This window comes from Nostoc sp. FACHB-133, from assembly GCF_014698055.1.
Taxonomy (GTDB): domain Bacteria; phylum Cyanobacteriota; class Cyanobacteriia; order Cyanobacteriales; family Nostocaceae; genus Nostoc.
On record NZ_JACJSH010000002.1, the window covers coordinates 268,890 to 287,109 of the forward strand.

The following is an 18,220-nucleotide window of genomic DNA, read 5'->3' on the forward strand; positions in this document are numbered from 1 at the left end:
TAAGGAATAGTAGCTAATGCAAACTCAATCAAAAATTACACCATTTAAGAATAAACTCAATTCCCCTTTCAAAAAAAAGGGGATCTCTGTTTTACAAATTAATCTAGGTAAGCGTTGTAACCTTGCCTGTACACACTGTCATGTCGAAGCTGGGCCAAAACGTACAGAAGAGCTTTCTCCTGAAATTTGCGAACAATTGATTTCGCTAATCCATAAATTTCCCGAAATTAAAATTGTAGATTTGACTGGTGGCGCACCAGAAATGAATTATGGATTTAAGCCATTAGTAGAAGCAGCAAGAGCAACCGGCAAGCAGGTGATTGTCCGGTCTAATTTGACTATTTATTTTGAAGATGGATTTGCTGATTTACCAGAATATTTTGCTCAACACCAAATAAGAGTTGTGGCTTCCCTACCATGCTATTTAGCAGATAATGTTGATAAAATGCGTGGTTCTGGCGTTTTTGATAGTTCCGTTAAAGCTTTGCAGTGGCTTAACCAACTCGGCTATGGTAAAGATAAAAATTTAATTTTGGACTTGGTATTCAATCCCCAGTTACCCATTACTGAAAAATTTTCCTTAGCTCCCGAACAGACCAACCTAGAACAAGATTACAAAATGTTCTTACAAGAACATTTTAATATTGTATTTAACAACCTCTTCACCATTACCAACCTACCAGTTGGTAGAACCAAAATACATTTAGAACGGAGAAAACTGTACAGTAGCTATTTGCAGTTTTTAGAGTCAAATTTTAATCCTGGCACAGTTGAACATTTGATGTGCCGCGATCAACTTTCAATTGACTATCTAGGAAATGTATATGATTGTGACTTTAACCAGATGATGAATTTGCCTGCAAAAACTGATAATTCTGCAACCTTAACAGTTAGCAAATTGCTAGAAGCTGGCAGTATAGACCTGATTAGTGAGATCCAAACTGCTGCTTATTGCTATGGTTGTACTGCTGGGTGTGGTTCTAGTTGTGGTGGTGCTTTGCTCTAAGGCCCCTAAAAAAAGTCTGTTACCAAAATTGTTACCAGTGCGTTGTTGTTGGGCTGTTACTTTATGATGAGATTTAGTTAAGCTCCTTACACCACACTGAAAACCGTGAAGCATTATGTTTCGCGGTTTTTTCCCCTTTTGTACAGTGAAAAATTAAATGATGTTGAGATAAATTCGTGTCATCAAATAAATCCTTATATAAGGTTTTTTCCCTTTTAACCTTTTCCCTTTCCCCCAAAACCCAACAAGTATTTTTACCACTCCCATCGACCGATGTCAGGTGCCGAACCAGAGTAAGGAAGTCCTACATTTGTTCCTCTATCCACCACAAGACTGCGTGACGAAGCCGCCTTGTAGTAAGAGTTCCAACGGTCGCCTGTACTTGTAAATCTTGGATCGCCCTGGATGTTTGTCGCATTAGCCGCGAATCGGATCTGCCAAGTTGGTTTTGCTGGGTTCGTATTCCTGCGGAGATTATTAGTGAAAGCAATGTTTTTACCTCCTTGCACATCGTCTCCTTGAGAGTTCAAGAACACATTATTTTTGATCGATATTCTGTCTACGGAGTCGAGCTGTAGGCTATTCCCTAAGGTATCGAACACGTTGTTGTGAATCTTGATGTTGGTAGCTAAATCGGGAATGAAGACGGCAGCACTGTTCCCGAAACCAAATTGAACTTTACGAGCAACATTTGTGAAAATATTATTGTGGATGTTGATGTTGTGATTTTCTATACTTCCGCCCCATGCTTTCCCTCCCCAGATCGCAATACCGAAGCCCTTATCCTGAAAGTAGGAGTCGGATATCTCAACTCCACTCAAGGCAACCTCAATTGACTCCTTAACACTCTGTCCGTCAAGATCTTTTATTCTTACGTTTCGCATCTTGAGATTGCTTGGGTGTGTAGCTGTCGGCTGGTAATCATTCATTACTGCATGATTAACCATCGATAACCACGTATTACAGGTAACGTTGTAGATTTCGTTTCCATAACTCAAATTCCAAAGTTCAATAGAAGCATCCTCGCTCCACTGGGAATCAACTTCCGGAACCTGGATGTCGCAATCGTGAATTTTCACGTTACGTACATGACCTACATGCATGAACTTGATGCCGTATCCTTTATTTTCTCGGATAGTAATGTTGTAGATGTCAGCGCCATCCAGTCCTCCAAGTCTCAGGTTCCCGGTAGATCCTCCCGATACTCCATCTGCTGCGGAGTTAATAAACTTGCAATCATATATCGTTGTGTTCTTCATCCACTTCCCCTCTGGAAGAGGGACGAACCACCACATATTGCCACGGGTAAAAACTGCACCGCTATGCTGGAAATCTTTGAACGTGACATTATGCATAGTCACGTTATTACGATTTTCCACCCAGACACCGGCTTTGATGGTCTTGCCGTTCCCGTCTATGGTGAAGCCGCTTAAGGTCTGATTGCCGTCTGTCGCCTCAATCATCTCGGAAGGAGCCCCGTACCTAGGGCTCGAGCCGGAGTAGCTAGGCGAGACAAGCTGAATAATGCTTCCATAATGCAAAAGACTCCAGTCGGTGCTACCTGTGTTTATTCCTGGAGCCGGAATCGCACTGTTGCTAGTGATAGTCACGCTTGATTCACCTGCTCCCTCGATATTCACACCTGGCGGAAGTACCGTCGCTTCCGTTTCCCTATAGACACCTGCGTTCAAGTAAATCGTGTAGTTTTGATTCGGTTGAACTCGTTTTGCTGCATACGCCAACGTCCTCAATGGCTTGCCTAGCGATCCATCGCCTCCGGTGTCGCTTCCCGTGGGAGACACGTAGACGTACAAGCTCGTGGTAGATTGGGTAGCCGCAATTTTAGGATTAGTCCTTTGACCATTCTTCTCCCTAAACAAATAGAAAAGGTTGAAATTACTATCATTAGGAGGAACCCTAAAAATCAGGTCTTTATCATTTGCGCCTCCCCCATACCTCGTACCGTAAAGCTTACCATCGTTGTTTTGTACAGATTCTGCCTCTGAATTGGAACCATAGGACTTGTTACTGCTATTAAACGAATGAATAACGGTAGGTGTAATGTTAGCGATCGCAGGAGTTTTTTGGGTAGTTACTAACTGGGTTGTGACTACAGCTACCAAAGCAATAGTAGTTAAAGCTGCGTAGGAAAGAAGGGAGCGTAGAGTCTTTATCATTACTCAAAGGAGAGAAAAGCTATGGACGCAAGGGAGGGGAGAAATGAGGAAAGAATGACAGGAAAAAGAATAGAAGGCTTTCCACCGTAAGAAGTACTGCGGCGGGGAACTCTTCCTCATCTTTAGAAGGAGGAAGTAATACTACTTGGAAATTTTTATCCAGTACCTATTGATAGATAAACTGTAAAAAACGTACCATTCTATCTTTCACCTGAGTATTAAGATTTATTCGTGTGAATTTACGTCCTCTACCCTAGAGTCCACACTCTTATGGCTAGCGGTAGCGGGGCGTTTAGCCCGTGAAGAGTTAGGAGTTACGAATTCTCCCCCTGCCTTAACAGATAAATTTGCTTAACTGAACCATATTGCGCTATACAGCAGTTTTCCTTTAGACAGAACTTTGTGTCTACCCCTTGCGCTAAAGTTGCATAAGAACGTGCATCTAAAGCCAGGAGGAAAGAGTTGTGAAAGCAGTCTTGATGACAGCAGCTGGCAGTCCCGAAGTTCTACAAATACAGGAAGTGCCAAATCCTACTGTTCCAGGAAATACTGAACTTTTAGTGCGTTTGGTAGCGGCTGGCATTAACCCCATTGACACTAAACTTCGTAGCCGAGGCACTTTCTACCCCGATCGCACGCCGACTATTTTAGGATGTGATGGTGCTGGTGTAGTTGAGGCTGTGGGTGCTGGTGTTCAGCGTTTTCGCCCAGGCGATGAAGTATATTTTTGCTATGGCGGCTTGGGCGCACACCAAGGAAATTATGCTGAATATACCGTTGTGGATGAGCGGTTTGTGGCACGTAAACCTGCCTCTATCTCCTTTGCTGAAGCAGCCGCAGCACCTTTAGTATTAATCACCGCCTGGGAAGCTTTATACGAAAGGGGACGATTATCACCTGGGGAACGGGTTTTCATTCATGCTGGTGCTGGTGGTGTCGGTCATGTAGCAATTCAATTAGCGAAACTCAAAGGTGCTACTGTTTCTACCACAGTGGGTTCTGAAGCAAAGGCTAATTTCGTCAAAGAACTCGGTGCTGATCATGTAATTTTTTACAAACAAACAGACTTTGTGCAAGCGGTATTAGATTGGACTGGCGGCGAAGGCGTAGACTTGGCTTTTGATACCGTAGGCGGCGAAACCTTTCACAAAACCTTTCCCGCAGTGCGAGTATATGGTGATATTGTGACGATTCTCGAACCCGATGCCAATACTGTTTGGAAAACTGCTAGATTACGCAATCTCCGCATTGGTTTAGAATTAATGCTGACACCAGCGTTGCTAGGATTGGAAGACAGCCTCCAGCACCATGCAGAAATTCTCGAACAATGTGCTACCTGGATCGATGAAGGTAAGTTAAAAATTCATGTTACTCACAAGTTTCCTTTAAAAGAAGCAGCTAAGGCGCACCAACTAATTGAAAGCGGTTCTGTGACGGGTAAAATTGTTCTACTGATTAGCGACGAATGATCGAACAATTTGCATAATTTATTTTTTAAACATAGATGCACCCAGAGGTTAAACGCAAAGATACCCAGAAACCTTTCTCTGCGTACCTCTGCGCTTCTCTTTGCGTTCCTTTGCGTTTTACTCCTCCTCCCCCTACCTACTTCAGCAGCACAAACGCAACCAGAACGTACACCCCTAACTCTGGAATTATTACAAGAACGTCTACATACACCAGCACTCCGCGAAGGCAATTTTACAGTAGATTTGCAGAAGATGGTGATTGATTTGCGCCCCGAAAACGCTAGCTTTCGTGATGCTTTTTACCAATTACTACGAAAAGAGCTAGGTACAAAACCTCTGGGTTTAGACCTCAGCTATGCCCTGATTTTAGGGGATTTTGTGGGTAGCGATTTGGGTTTAAGAACCTCCTTGTACGCCCAAGCTATTGCTCCGATTTTCACAGCTACTGAAAAACAAGAACTAGAACGTTTGCGCTTTATTTGTCTAGAATCACTAGCGAACTCCAAAGATTGTCGATCGCTTTTGGGAACAGAGCCAACCCCATCCAGTGAAATTGCTGTCTTTCGTGGTGTCTTGAAACTTGTGCAAACTCGCTTCAATGGCGAAATGAAGTTTTCTAATACATTCTTTCTTCAGTCTGTAGATGCTCAAGGTGCAACTTTTCTCCAATCCACGAATTGGGCTGAAACCCGGTTTGGTCGTCCCGTCAGCTTTAGTGGTACTAAATTTAAGCAACCAAGCAATTTTCAGGGCAGTATTTTTTTTGAAAAAGCTAATTTTAAACAAACCCAATTTCAAGAATTCGCTGATTTTCAAGGGAGTATCTTTGAAAAGATTGCTAACTTCAACCAAGCAACTTTTAAACAATTGGCTAAATTTAGTAGTGTGAAGTGGCAAGAAAATGCTGATTTTTCTGATGTCCGCTTTGCCAATCAAGCCCAGTTTACTAAAGCAAATTTTAATCAGTTTCTCTTTTTAACAGATGCGACTTTTGAGCAAGCTCTCATATTTCGAGAAGTGGAGTTTAATCAATCAGTTAATTTACAAGGTGCAAGCATTCTCAACCAAGCAGATTTTAGCGATGCCAGGTTTTCTAAAGAAGCTTGTCTAAGCGTACCTGGTTTAACTTTTAACTCTAACCAAGCAAAAATTTTAGGTAATCCCGGTCAAATTGGTAAGATGTTCTGCATTCCTACATTGCAAGGTAATCAAAATATCTTGCGGAATTTGGGGCAAAATTTCCGTCAGCAACAACAAGTTGCCGATGCGAATGAACTGGAATACACAAAACAACAGCTGCGATTAGTAGAAATGAGCCGCCGTTTGACAGCTACAAATATTAATAGTGCAAGTGTTGCAAGTTTGATTAAACTGGGTTTTTCCGCAACTCAAGCCGCAGCGATCGCCCAGCGTCGTCTGATAAAATCCTTTCGCAACAGCAGTGAGTTATTGACTTTAGCAGACATCGGTTTAGAAAAATACACACAACTGAGCGATCGCTTAATTGTTGGCGAAGCCCTTTCTATTGGTGGTTGGTTACTGCAAGCTTGGAGTTGGTTGGGATTGAGTGTACTGCTGTTGTTGAGTGGCTATGGGACAAATTTTTGGTTAGTGTTTGGCGTGGGAGGAGTTGCGATCGCCTATTTTGGCTTACTATTTTGGCTAGTGGATCGCTATCGCCGCCTGCATCCTGTAGCAATTATTCCCACATCTTACGAAACTATTGCGATATTAATCAGTTTTAGCGTTTTAGAATTCTTGAGCTTACTAGCCATCTTTCGCAATGCTCAACAACCTTGGCTGACACTGGGGTGTCTTTTCATAATTCTTGTCCCCGTACCACTGGCATTATTGATCCGACTTTACCAACAAGGTCGTTATCACGATTTAATGAACGTTTCTTACTTCACCGAAGATGGCACATTTCGCCAGTTACGATTGTTGATTGGACGTTTACCAGTGATACCAAGGAATCAGACATTTCGTGAACGATATATGCCTCTACTGAGCGATCGGCGTTGGAACTGGCTCAACTACTATGATTTTAGTCTCAACAACTTAGTGAAATTAGGATTTAACGACATTCGCCTGCGAGACGAACACTTACCAGGTATCATCTCTGCACTAGCTTGGTATGAATGGAGTTTAGGTGTAATTTACATTACTCTTGTTTTGTGGACTCTTTCTCGCACAATTCCGGGATTGAATTTGCTAATTTATCTAAAGTAGCTTACCAGGCGATTAGCAGTAATGAATCTATTAACTGGGGATACTTTTAACTCATCAAAAATATGGGTCTGAAACCCCGTGCTTCACGCAATGCTTTAAAGTAACTCGTCAAGGAGTAATGAGTAATGAGTGGATGAAAAATGGGTATTTACTCATTACTCATTACTTATTACTTATTACTCATTACTCCAAAATCACCGTGCGTTCACGCCGGGGAGTATGTCAACACTGATGCTAGTCTTGGCAAGCGGAACCAAAATCTAGAACCACCTTCAAGACGAGGTAAATAACCAATCATACCTCCCCAGCGTTCAAGTGTGATTCTACAAAAATAAAGACCTAAACCAACTCTTCCTGATTTACCTTTGCCTTGAGAGAACTTTTGAAATAAATTCTTTTCCATTTCTGGCGGTACACCCAAACCACAATCATCTATAGTAAATAAAACATATTGCCCATCCAACTGTAGGCCAATAGTCACAATAGAATCTGGGTTACTATATCTATAAGCATTTTCTACTAAATTAGAAATCACTCTATCTAAACGAGATTTATCTGCCATAACTTTCCAGTCTGTTGTCATATCAATATTGCTAGCAAGCTGTAATTGTATATTATTAAGGGCAAAGTTAAGTTTTGAAAATTCAATTACCTCTTGTATAGAACTTAAGATATTAGGTGCTTCTTCAATATCGATATGAGAATTTTCTGCTAATGCTGCTTCAGTAGAAAAAGCGTCTAAAATATCTTTAATCAGCATCTCTTGTTTTAGACATTGCTTTATACCAGTTTCTAAATATTCTTTTCCTTTAGGTGTTAAGTTTTCAAATTCTAGTAGCGCAAAACAGCAGTTTATAGCGCTCAATTCTACTGCTATATCATGGATAAGACAATGAATTAGAACATCTTTTTTTTGATTATCCTTAAGTAATTGCTGATAAATCAATTGATATTCTCTAGCTTTTTGGAGTACATACTGCTGTTCTTGATCAGAATCTTCCAAAGCCTCGATCAATAAAAATTTTCTATTATTCACACAAATTGCATAAGCTTTAAATTGATATTCTTGTCCATCTGCATCTATTTCAGTCCATAAACCTGAACTGAGTTTTTTAGTATTATTGTTAGTCCAAAATTTTTCGGCATCAATTAAAAAATTATTTAAAAAAGAAAACTCTTCCTGTGGTATTGAGATATTCATTCCTGATGCTAAAATCTTACAAGAAAATTGATTTAACCAATTAGGTAAATTACCAATAATTTTAAATAAACCTGCATCAATTTGCTCTAACGCCAGAATGTTCAAAGCTGTGAGCATATCATCCGTGATAGGTGTATTCATGAGTTAAACCTGATATAATAAATTAATTTTGACTCTAGTTTATTAATTTAACTTTCTATTTAATTTTTCCTGTAATAGTCTGAAATCATTTGCTTTTTGCTGAATAGGAAAGAGGTAGTCTCTATCACAGCTACTATCTAACAGCAATACCCAATCTGCTTCCTTCGTCGGTAATATATGAACATCTACACAACTGCCATACTCTGTTTGGATGAATGGTAGAAATATGGAAGTATCATCTAATGGGAGTAACCCTTCTAGAAAAACAACTTGCTCTTTTGCATTTTTGCCTTTATGGAGGTTAGTAATTCCATAATCTGCCAACTTTCCACCCCAAGTTAAGAGGCTACCATCTTTATTAACCAACAGATAGCCAAGAGAAGACTCTGCTGTTAGCAAATTTAGAATATAGGCAATTACAAAAACAGGGACATCCAACATTTAGCAATCCAATATTTTTTTAGCGAGAGTTTGAAAAGCTTCTTCTACACCAATACCATGTTTGGCACTTGTTTTAATCACAGTCCAACCCTTTTGTGTAACATCATCTATCTCAGCAGGTTCAATTTCCCATTCATCCGTTATATCCAACTTGTTTATGACTAAAATAAAGGGAACCCGACCAATGGCATCTTCTATTTTTATTTGTAAGTCAAAAGCTTTTTGTAAAGTATTATATCTGGTACCATCTACAACTAATAAATAACCAGCAGAACCTCGCAAGTAAGACATTTGTAATTCTTGAAACTCATCTTCTCCATAGATATCCCAAAGGATAAGGTTGATTTTTTTATCTTGAATATCTATAGCTTTTTTATCAATTTTTACACCCACAGTAGTATGATATTTTTCAGAAAAAATACTGTGGACAAACATTGCCACTAAACTAGTTTTACCTGTAGCAAATGCACCTATCATACAAATTTTTTTCTGGATAACCATAAATTGATATAATTTTATTTAGAGGTATTATTTATTAATACTTTGAAAGATACTCTCCGATTAAATTCTTTAGATTCTGGCGTTAATTCTGGCAGGGAAGTTAGGCTAGAACTTACAGTTAGTGCTTGAAATTGGTTTGTCTTGATTCCTTGGGATTTTAAATAAGATAGAATTTTATTAGCGCGGGCTTGACTGAGCGGTCTATTTCTTCGTTCTGTTCCAGCACTATTAGTATGTCCAATTATTTGAATCTGCACATTTTTATCTAAATACTTGGCAATATCCAAACATTTGCGGATTGATAAAAACAAATTAGGCAATTTGTCAATTTCACCAGGCATCAACTCAGTTGTTCCTTCTGTAAAAAAAAATATTTCTTTTTCTATCTTTATTTTAGATAACTCTAACTCGCTAAGTTCTATTTCTACGAGTTTTTGGTCTTGAAATTGGGTAACACCAGGAATAAATATCCATAATTTCCGTGCTTCTAAAATCCATTTACGGGATGCATAACCAGTTACATTAAGAATACCGTTGTTATCAACCCTTAATGATACAGTCTGGGGAGGATGCAACAATTTTTCAACTCTTTTGGCAGTAAATTGTGGCTCTAAAGACAAATAAGGTTGCCACTGGCTAATTACTATTTTGGGATTAAGATTTGTTTGTTGTATTAGTGTATTGGGATCTACTGCTAAGGGATCGCGCATTCCCGAAATAAAATATTTGCCAAAAGCTTGCTTGGTGTTAATCACAACAATTCCTGGCAGAGAATTGAGTTTTTGGAGATATGCTTGCCAACGAAGTTGTTCTCTGATTGCAAAAAAGCCCCAAGTTCCACAAGCGATCGCGATCGCGCCCAAGAAAGCCCAGGCATAGGTATAATTTTTTTTAGCCGCAGATTTATACTGAACTACCAGACAAGCTTCTAAATAAGGCAGGCTGGCCTGAAATACTTCTGTTTCCCCTGTAAAATTTTTAATTTCTCTACCTAGCTTTAGGTGAATTTTTTCTATCGCTTCTTGCAAAACTAACCTTAATTCTTGAGGAGGATTCCCTCGAATCATCGCTGCTACTAGAGCTTGCGGCCCCTCTTCAATCCAAATTATGACTTCTCCAAAGCGTAAACTTTTTAACCCATCTACTTTTTGTACCTTAAAGGAATCTTTGACAAAATCCTGGATAGCTGTCAACATCGCAGCTACTAAATCTGGATCTTGAACTGTTATCTGCGTTGTTACTAAATGTTGCAGCAATAACCCTGATTTTTTATGAATCAAAAAGATTTGTTCAACTCGATAAACTAGCGTCCGTAACAGCACAATTTCCGCAAATGATTTTCCTGTGCGTTGTGCTTCTAGCCTCCATTTAAAGCTCTGTGGAGACAAGCTATGTTCCAGAGTTTGATTCATCGATTGCATCATTTCCTCAAGAGCCGTGGAAATCGCCTTGCGAGTAGCTGGCCCAATAACTGGAAATAATGCATCTGAAAGCACATTGTGGTCTTGTTTAACAGAAACTTCAATGGCATTTTCCACAGTTGATACCATTACTTCCCCAAGTTGTTTATCTTGCTTTGAGCGCAAGATAACAGCTTCTGGAAGCATCTTGCTAATATCTTCTGGTAGAATTTGAGGGTTTTCTAATCGCTCATAAAGTGTTTTAAGTTTAGTCGGCTCAATATCCAGAAGCAAACTACGGAGTATAGTTAGTTCATCATTAAGTTCGAAGGTTTGGTTGTTGCTGTCCAAACCTTCAGAGGATGCTTTCGGTATTGGATTTTTTGAATAGTCATTCATTACCAAAATTCCCCAATTCACAATTTATCATCAAGTAGCATTCTGTTGTAAACAGAAGAGATGTACCGATAGGTAAAAATCTTTTAACCTTAGAATAGAGGATATTTTGAAAGTATTCTTGTCTTAAAACTTTTAAATTCTTTTAAGTTCCCCTTTCTCATAGGGGTAAGGAGAATATAAAAGTGCCAAAATTCATAGTGAAAAAATTTTCAAACAACTCCTTAGCTCAAGACTTATTTTCTGCATTCAGCCGGATAGCTAACTCTGTAAACATAGCCGCAAGATTTGAACGATCCGTTTTCTCTCTGCGAAGTTCTTGAGCTTCCCGTTCTATTAAAGCTACTATTTCCTGAGATTTTTGTTGTATCTCATCTTGTAAGCTTTTAGATTGGTTGAGAATCTGCTCGCGCAACTCTCGTTGACTATTAGTTGATTGTTCATCAAATTGAGTAATCTTTTTTTCTAAAGATATAATTATGCTTTTACTTTCTTCAGCAACTGCTTTTACCTGAGAGTCACGCTCGTCCTGCTCATTTTTTAGGCGCTGCGTTAAAGAATCAACTTCTTGTTTAATATAAATTTCTAAAGCGTCTAGACGTTTTCTTGTTTCATCTCGCACGTTGCCCAATTCTTTAATTAGACGTTCTTCTAGACGGGTAAATCTTCTTTCCGTATCCCGTATTTGATTGCCAAAAAGAATTTCTCTAACTTTATCTAAGTTTCTACCTTCACTCATACTGTTATTACTAAATTGCAACTCATTTATGTTTGCATTCGAATTCTGTTTTTCTATATTTGATGAATTATTATTGATGTATTCTTCAGGTGAGTTCATATTTTTAATTCCTTGGGAAACTAAATTTTGGTTTGATGTTAATTTTGATACTATATCCACAGCAGAGGTACTAATAAGTATAAATTATATTTATACGTAAAAAATTACATCTACTTGAATATATAGGAAAACATCCAATCTTTAGCCAAAGTAATGATGAATTTCGCAAGCTACTTATGGAGAAGCCGATTTTTCATTCTTATCTGCAAAACCTCGCTTCCATTCCTCTTCCTGCTCTGACTACGGTGTACACACAAGTTAAATTATCTCTCTTAATCTCCCTGATGTATTGGCTACAGTGTACACCAGTCAAAAAACTCGATTTTCCATTGTTCTTTCGTTCGCATTGCTTCAGCTTGCATAAGTAAGCGGGCGTAAATAATTGTCGTTGGGATCAGGCAACAGGCAATAGATATAAGGATATTAGCCTAGTTCATTTTTCTTTACATAGTTTTATTTTATTGTGCTAAAGTACTTAGATGTTAATAGTATAAGTTTGCACTTAAATAACATTGCACTAAGTGTAGAAAACTTCAATATCAATACTTATTGAGAGCAAAAGAAAGGTATCTAAATTGCAATTAAGATTAATAATTAACGAATTCAATCTCCATATTTTCAAAATAAAAGTGCAAATTTAAACGAGAAAATTCAATTTAAATTTATAAGTCTGAAATTAGATATATGAAAAAATTGAGAAATTATTGTCCCAAAATTAATTTGATAATTTGATTAAGGAAATATTGCAATACTACTCGGTTAAGAATATTTTAAAGTTGTAAAGTATACTATAAACCCCGCTTCCATTCCTCTCCCCGAAAGGTCGAGAGGCTTTGAATTCAGCCTTTTTGCGTCGGGTAGAGGGTCAAGGGTTAGGTCTTTGATGACTTTGACTGTTTCGTTTCACATAATACTTTTCAAACATCCTCTCAGCGTTCGATTGAGCTATCACTCTAAATTCTCCTGCAATTTTTTTATAGTCCCTCAGCAAAAGTCATAGTAACAATTGCCACTATGACTTCTGCTGTCTTTGATTTATGTGCTGATTAAAATCCCAACTAAACTTTTGCTTCCAAAGACTTGAGTAACTCGGTATTCACACCTGACTCACGAGTCAGGGCAATTTTGCCAGTGCGGGCGATTTCTCTTAAACCAAATTTTTGCAACACCTGCACGATCGCTACCATTTTACCTGGATCTCCCACAACTTCTAAGGTAAGAGAATCTTCTGCTACATCCACGACTCGCGCCCGGAAAATCTGAGACAGTTCAATCACTTCTGAGCGATTGCTGCTACTAGCATTCACTTTCACAAGCATCAATTCTCGCTCGACGCAAGGAGTTTCGGTAATATCCTGTACCTTGAGGACATTGACTAACTTGTATAGTTGCTTGGTGAGTTGCTCGATGACGCGATCGTCACCAGGTACAACCATTGTAATTCGGGAGACTCCTCCCTGTTCAGCAGGGCCAACAGCAAGGCTTTCAATATTAAAACCACGACGGGCGAATAAACCAGAAATGCGGGAAAGAACACCCGCCTCATCTTCTACGAGAACTGAAAGGGTATGTTTCATCTTCGCCAACAGAGGCTAGAACAGGATTTGAGGAACGCAGAAACTAGTACCGCTTTGCAGAATTCACTCATTCAAAAGTCAAAATTCATTGAGTTACAAACTCTTGACATTTTGTCAAATGTATGTTGATTTCTGTTGTGGCGTACTACTGCACTAATTATCAGTGCGACCTTTTATTGTAAACTCAATAGCTGCACTCATTGCATTCTCTAGAAATAAAAAATTGGGCAAAAGTTATCCTGCAAGGAGGAATTTTATGGAATGGATATCTTTTGATTGGTAGATGCGGCATTTTCGTAAAGCTTTTATACTCCACTCAATAAGCCTCTAATTGGAGAAAAATTTTATGAGTTGGTTACAAAGACTATTTGGAATGGAAAAACCTCAAAATGCAGAAGTAAATCCTACTCCGCAGTCAATAGCACAAACTCCTAGTAGTACTGCTGCTCCTACTGCTACTCAATCCATACCCCCAGAACGTTTGGGATTAAGTGGCGAATATGACCAAAGTGGGTTGGCAAAGCGGGTAGCTTTGGCATTTGATGAAGATCCCCAACTTGATGATGTTAATACTCTTTGGGTTGCTCAAACGGGTAGCACTGTAGTATTGAAAGGCAAAGTTCCCAGTCAAGAAATTCTTAATAAGATGATTTCTGTAGCTCGTTCTGTGCATGGAACTACAGATGTTGACACTAACCAAGCCACGATTGGCTAGGTGTTAAGTAATTCCCAATTCGATGGTCGCAAGGATATTTGGTGGCGCGATCGCTCCCATTGCATAACAAAAGCCTCATATCTATCTCTTAACAGGGTCGCCAACAACGCTAGCTGATGAATGCGCGGTATAAACAAAGGCCCTCTTAGACAGTTTCCGGCAAAGCTGGGAAAGTGTAAGGGGGTTGGCGGTCGCTAACCCATCTCTCAATCCAATCTACAATAGCTTGGTTGACTTGCTCAGGACATTCATCATGGGGACAATGGCCCACATCTGCTAAGTTCAGCACTTCCAATTTTTGGTTGTATTGGGCAAATCGGTTAGCAAGGGCTGGGGGAACAAACCGATCCTTTTGTCCCCAAATTAACAACATCGGAATTGTTAAGGTTGGTAATACTGTCTTCACACTAGGACTAAAGTTAATTCCGATCGCAGCTTTGAACAAAGCACTAAAAGCCCTGGCTGAACCTCTGTCTTGGGGAGGCCCAGCTAAAATTTCTATCAGTTCATCGGTAATCGCCTCTGGGTTAGCGTAGGCAAGACTAGCCCAGCGACGCAGCACCCCTGGACGGCGCACGAAGTTAAACACAGGTTTAAGAACTAATGGCGAAGCGACCACATTTTTAATTGCTCTGACAAGCGGCCGCAACACGGGAGGAATTGCTTCTTGTTCTAGGGAAGGGTCGGGTAAACTCATCATCACTATACCCAGCACCATGTCAGGATGAGCGGCGGCGGCGGCCATGGAAATCAGTGAACCGTTGGAATTGCCTACTAAAATCGCCGGTTGACGGATAAAAGTTTTCCAAAAATCGTAAACCTGCTCAACCCACAAGTCAATGCTGTAATTAGCTGCGGCTTTTTCAGAAGCGCCAAAACCCAGCATATCAATGGCGTAAACTGTGTGATGTTCAGCCAACACTTCTAAATTATGTCGCCAATGACCAATGGAAGCGCCAAAGCCATGTAACAGAATCAGAGGTTGTGTTTTGTGGTTATTTTGGCTAGGACGAATGTAAGTATAGCGGGTTTGCCAGCCCCGCCAAACCCAATCTCTTTGATTACCAACCCGTTCTTGCCAGTGCAGTGTAGTGGTCACGGTCTTCTTTAATTCATCAGCATGAAGATACTATTATTACCTGTTTTCTGATAATTATCGCCGATACTCGTCGCCACAATCGCCGATCATCTGATACAAATCTCGTGACTGTCGAGATACGGCGTTGATGCGATCGCGATCGTCAGCATCTAAACTAAAACTAAATACTTTGGCGTTATCTTCTATATGTTCAGATACGCCAAGTCTGGCACCAACTATCACACCACCCACGGTTGGCTGATCTAAAATGTAACGCACAGCCACGTTTGAGATACTTACTTTATGCTTATTAGCAATTTCCTTCAGGATAGCTAGCAACTCTTGAAATAATTGCCAACCACCCCAAGCATCAATCATATTTTTATATTTTTTCAAACTAGCAGTGGACAGATCAGATCCTCGCGGTTCCGGTTTACCCAAATAGTTTTCTGATAACAAGCTGCCGCACAGTGTACCGTAAGTAAAAAGCTTGATGTCATGCTGCTGACAAAATTCCGCCATATTAACTTCGGGACGGCGATCAATAAGGGAAAATTGCACTTGATTAGAAACGATTTTGATACCTGCTTCAGTAATAAGCTTCAAATTTTCCGTGTCAAAATTAGTTAAACCTAGATGCTTAATTTTACCCTCAGTCTGGAGTTCTGCCATATATTTTAGGGCATCTAAGTAATTTTTATCCTGATATTCCCACCAGTGGAATTGCATCAAATCTAACGATTCCACATTCATTCTTCTCAGGGAAATATCAATGTTTTCCTCAACCAGTTTCTTTGTCATTTTACCTGGACGAGGTACCCATTTTGTAAAGGCTTGCACCTTAGATAAAGCGTCTTTGCCACGAGTATCAATTAGTTGACAGCGAAACTCACCAATAAAGTCCTCAGCAGGCCCATAATGATCTGCTAAATCCCAAGTAGTAAAGCCTGCATCTAAATATTTGAACATAGTCTCAATGGCAGCTTGGGGATTGATCCGTCCGTGTGCGCCGGAGACTTGCCACATACCATTTAATATGCGACAGATGTTTAAATCAGGAGTGAATTGGAGACGGCTCGCTGCGGGTAAGTTCATTTTCAATTTTAGGAGTTAGAAGTTGGAAGTGAGCAGATTTAATAATTAGTGAGTTGAAAAGCGGTTTTTTACAGCCTTTTAACTTTTCTACTTTATTATGAATGATTTACGACGACTAGAGTTAATAACTGCTAATTTTTTAACTCTTAACTCTTGTAAAGACACAGATTTTTCGCGTCTCTCCTAACTCCTAACTTTCTAACGCCAGCCTTTTTCAGCTTGTTCGAGAACGTAAGCAGCAACATCTGTAATTTGCTGCTCAGTAAGGCGATCTTTGTAGGCTGACATATTATTTTTACCATTGGTAACTATAGATGTAACTGCCTCTATTGAATCCATACCATACTTTTTCAGCGCTTGCTTTTTGAGATTTTTACCCCGCCTAACTATGTTGCTGCCGTTAATATGACAATCAGCACAATGAAGACTAAATATTTGTTCACCGTTAACTATGTCTGCTGCCATAGCAGGCATAGTAAAAGCGCTGAACAATAGCAGAAATGTTACTAATACTAATGTGAGTAGTTTTTTCAATCAACGTCTCCTAATTTCGAATACTGGTTGTATCAGAATCAATTACTACAGGGATTCAAAGTCAGTTGTAAATCCTGCAAAATTTGCACAATCTTCTTGAAAGGCTTCTGCATCGCTAACATCCTCAATTTTATAAGACATGATGCGTGTACCATCTGGCATTTTTTTGGAACCAATTAATTCTCCTTGATACTTCTGGGCGATCGCTTTAAATTCAGTACCATAGAGCTTCCAGGCATCACTTGAACAAGTAATATTTACTCGCCACATATTTTACTGTCAATTATTACCAACAAGCATTAATCATCTCACAAATTGGCACTATGTTACAGTTCAAGCAATACTGCGTAGTTTTTTTCTAAAATTTTTTATTTTTAGATTGGGTTGAGTAACGAAACCCAATCTTTTGTAGTGTTTGTAGGGTTTAAATTTGTGCAAATATTCTTAACCGAGCAGTATTGACAGTTCACCTCTTCGGAACTGTAATTTTCTATCTAAAGGAAGTACCAAGCCCGATCTGGCTACGCCATAATGTTGATGTAAGAACATTTCTAGAAAGTTTTATCCCAATTAGTTAAATTCTAAGAGTTGAAAATGCCTAACAATATCAAAGAAAAAATTCAAGCAGACTTGCAACAAGCTAAAGAAACTGGACAATTAAGAACCGATCGGATTCGAGAAATTGTTAAATCCGCAGTTTCTCAAGTAGGCTCTGAGTTTAAACAAGGTTCTACTGAACTTCGTAGCCTGGTTAGAGATGCTGTTTCTGCTGTCATTGAAAACTTCCAAGAAAAGGGTAGCGAACTCAAAGATGAAGTGACAGCTTCTATTGAAGGAGCGCTAGAAGGAATTAATACTCAAAGACACGAAGCTATTGCTAAAACTCAAACAGATATCAAGCGGCTCCAAGCTCAACTAGATGGTGAAGAAGAAGAACTCCAGCAAGAGGTTGATGTAATCTTGGCAGAGATTGAAGAGACGGGTAAAGAAAGACCAGCTAGTACCAAAACTGCAATTGATTCTGCTGTCAATGCCATTAAAGATAGTGAAGAAGTCGGGTTATTAAAGAAACGTTACGCGCAATTGCAAGCCCAGCTAGCTATTGTCAGAGCTAATATGGCTGCACGCTATGGCGGACGTTCTATGGAGGTTCAAGATTATCTAGATGAGGCTAAACACTGGTACGATAAAGCTCGTCCTCAAGCAGAGTCTGTAGCTGTACAGGTAGAACAGAAGCGATCGCAGCTAGAAGACAAACTAGGCGAAGCTGGTACATCTCTGGCGAGAAAAGAGCGCCAAATCAAACAAACCTTAAGGGAGTTACTTCTAACGGCAGCTGACTTATTCAAAGATAAGGAACCTGCTAATAAAGAGCGCGAGACTATTCATAAATAGACTACTATACGCGGTAGGGGCAATTCA

General features: G+C 39.5%; 16 protein-coding genes. 5 read left to right on the forward strand and 11 right to left on the reverse strand.

The features are described from left to right. Positions 1–16 precede the first annotated feature (16 nt). Positions 17–1,006 carry an arsenosugar biosynthesis radical SAM (seleno)protein ArsS gene (gene arsS, locus H6G86_RS03165; protein WP_190933067.1) on the forward strand — a complete coding sequence of 330 codons (990 nt, stop codon included), beginning with the start codon at positions 17–19 and terminating at the stop codon, positions 1,004–1,006. A 254-nt stretch (positions 1,007–1,260) separates the two neighbouring features. Here the strand turns inward: arsS and H6G86_RS03170 are convergent, their stop codons facing one another. Next, entirely contained in the window at positions 1,261–3,183 is a 1,923-nt protein-coding gene (locus tag H6G86_RS03170; RefSeq protein ID WP_190933068.1) for a right-handed parallel beta-helix repeat-containing protein, read from the reverse strand. Positions 3,184–3,647: 464 nt separating this feature from the next. On the opposite strand from H6G86_RS03170, the gene H6G86_RS03175 reads away from it, so the two are divergent. Continuing rightward, the gene (locus H6G86_RS03175) at positions 3,648–4,652 is read left to right on the forward strand and encodes a zinc-dependent alcohol dehydrogenase family protein (protein ID WP_190933069.1); all 1,005 of its coding nucleotides are present in this window, start codon (positions 3,648–3,650) and stop codon (positions 4,650–4,652) included. A 9-nt stretch (positions 4,653–4,661) separates the two neighbouring features. Beyond that, entirely contained in the window at positions 4,662–6,881 is a 2,220-nt protein-coding gene (locus tag H6G86_RS03180; protein ID WP_190933070.1) for a pentapeptide repeat-containing protein, read from the forward strand. A gap of 205 nt (positions 6,882–7,086) precedes the next feature. On the opposite strand, the gene H6G86_RS03185 is transcribed toward H6G86_RS03180, so the two are convergent. The 6 genes from H6G86_RS03185 to ilvN form a co-directional block, all read right to left on the reverse strand. Then, the gene (locus tag H6G86_RS03185; RefSeq protein ID WP_190933071.1) at positions 7,087–8,223 is read right to left on the reverse strand and encodes a sensor histidine kinase; all 1,137 of its coding nucleotides are present in this window, start codon (positions 8,221–8,223) and stop codon (positions 7,087–7,089) included. A 42-nt stretch (positions 8,224–8,265) separates the two neighbouring features. After that, a complete protein-coding gene (locus H6G86_RS03190) occupies positions 8,266–8,664 on the reverse strand; it encodes a hypothetical protein (protein WP_190933072.1) in 399 nt (132 codons plus the stop codon). Further along, positions 8,665–9,165, reverse strand: coding sequence for a Rab family GTPase (locus H6G86_RS03195; RefSeq protein WP_190933073.1), 501 nt, complete (start codon positions 9,163–9,165; stop codon positions 8,665–8,667). It abuts the gene before it with no gap. Between the two features lie 14 nt (positions 9,166–9,179). Beyond that, a complete protein-coding gene (locus H6G86_RS03200) occupies positions 9,180–10,964 on the reverse strand; it encodes an OmpA family protein (protein ID WP_190933074.1) in 1,785 nt (594 codons plus the stop codon). 226 nt (positions 10,965–11,190) lie between these two features. Then, complete coding sequence (locus H6G86_RS03205; protein ID WP_190933075.1) at positions 11,191–11,799, reverse strand: hypothetical protein; 609 nt, start codon at positions 11,797–11,799, stop codon at positions 11,191–11,193. Between the two features lie 1,058 nt (positions 11,800–12,857). Beyond that, positions 12,858–13,376 (reverse strand): acetolactate synthase small subunit, encoded by a 519-nt coding sequence (ilvN, locus tag H6G86_RS03210; RefSeq protein ID WP_114080075.1) that lies wholly within the window; start codon positions 13,374–13,376, stop codon positions 12,858–12,860. Positions 13,377–13,722: 346 nt separating this feature from the next. Here ilvN and H6G86_RS03215 point away from each other — a divergent pair, with 346 nt between their 5' ends. After that, positions 13,723–14,091, forward strand: a complete 369-nt coding sequence (locus H6G86_RS03215) for a BON domain-containing protein (protein ID WP_114080076.1) — start codon at positions 13,723–13,725, stop codon at positions 14,089–14,091. Between the two features lie 145 nt (positions 14,092–14,236). On the opposite strand, the gene H6G86_RS03220 is transcribed toward H6G86_RS03215, so the two are convergent. The 4 genes from H6G86_RS03220 to H6G86_RS03235 form a co-directional block, all read right to left on the reverse strand. Continuing rightward, positions 14,237–15,190 (reverse strand): alpha/beta fold hydrolase, encoded by a 954-nt coding sequence (locus H6G86_RS03220; protein ID WP_179072450.1) that lies wholly within the window; start codon positions 15,188–15,190, stop codon positions 14,237–14,239. A gap of 54 nt (positions 15,191–15,244) precedes the next feature. Continuing rightward, complete coding sequence (locus H6G86_RS03225) at positions 15,245–16,264, reverse strand: aldo/keto reductase (RefSeq protein WP_190933076.1); 1,020 nt, start codon at positions 16,262–16,264, stop codon at positions 15,245–15,247. Positions 16,265–16,462: 198 nt separating this feature from the next. Next, complete coding sequence (gene petJ / locus H6G86_RS03230; RefSeq protein ID WP_190933077.1) at positions 16,463–16,798, reverse strand: cytochrome c6 PetJ; 336 nt, start codon at positions 16,796–16,798, stop codon at positions 16,463–16,465. Between the two features lie 45 nt (positions 16,799–16,843). Continuing rightward, positions 16,844–17,068, reverse strand: coding sequence for a hypothetical protein (locus H6G86_RS03235; RefSeq protein WP_163930055.1), 225 nt, complete (start codon positions 17,066–17,068; stop codon positions 16,844–16,846). Between the two features lie 324 nt (positions 17,069–17,392). Here H6G86_RS03235 and H6G86_RS03240 point away from each other — a divergent pair, with 324 nt between their 5' ends. Further along, positions 17,393–18,193 carry a histidine kinase gene (locus H6G86_RS03240; protein WP_190933078.1) on the forward strand — a complete coding sequence of 267 codons (801 nt, stop codon included), beginning with the start codon at positions 17,393–17,395 and terminating at the stop codon, positions 18,191–18,193. Positions 18,194–18,220: the final 27 nt, after the last annotated feature.

What these genes read in the sequence shown, in the direction of transcription:
- arsS (WP_190933067.1), top strand. Translation starts at nt 17, where the DNA reads ATGCAAACTCAATCAAAAATTACACCATTTAAGAATAAACTCAATTCC.
- H6G86_RS03170 (WP_190933068.1), bottom strand. Translation starts at nt 3,183, where the DNA reads ATGATAAAGACTCTACGCTCCCTTCTTTCCTACGCAGCTTTAACTACT.
- H6G86_RS03185 (WP_190933071.1), bottom strand. Translation starts at nt 8,223, where the DNA reads ATGAATACACCTATCACGGATGATATGCTCACAGCTTTGAACATTCTG.
- H6G86_RS03190 (WP_190933072.1), bottom strand. Translation starts at nt 8,664, where the DNA reads ATGTTGGATGTCCCTGTTTTTGTAATTGCCTATATTCTAAATTTGCTA.
- H6G86_RS03195 (WP_190933073.1), bottom strand. Translation starts at nt 9,165, where the DNA reads ATGGTTATCCAGAAAAAAATTTGTATGATAGGTGCATTTGCTACAGGT.
- H6G86_RS03200 (WP_190933074.1), bottom strand. Translation starts at nt 10,964, where the DNA reads ATGAATGACTATTCAAAAAATCCAATACCGAAAGCATCCTCTGAAGGT.
- H6G86_RS03205 (WP_190933075.1), bottom strand. Translation starts at nt 11,799, where the DNA reads ATGAACTCACCTGAAGAATACATCAATAATAATTCATCAAATATAGAA.
- ilvN (WP_114080075.1), bottom strand. Translation starts at nt 13,376, where the DNA reads ATGAAACATACCCTTTCAGTTCTCGTAGAAGATGAGGCGGGTGTTCTT.
- H6G86_RS03215 (WP_114080076.1), top strand. Translation starts at nt 13,723, where the DNA reads ATGAGTTGGTTACAAAGACTATTTGGAATGGAAAAACCTCAAAATGCA.
- H6G86_RS03225 (WP_190933076.1), bottom strand. Translation starts at nt 16,264, where the DNA reads ATGAACTTACCCGCAGCGAGCCGTCTCCAATTCACTCCTGATTTAAAC.
- H6G86_RS03235 (WP_163930055.1), bottom strand. Translation starts at nt 17,068, where the DNA reads ATGTGGCGAGTAAATATTACTTGTTCAAGTGATGCCTGGAAGCTCTAT.
- H6G86_RS03240 (WP_190933078.1), top strand. Translation starts at nt 17,393, where the DNA reads ATGCCTAACAATATCAAAGAAAAAATTCAAGCAGACTTGCAACAAGCT.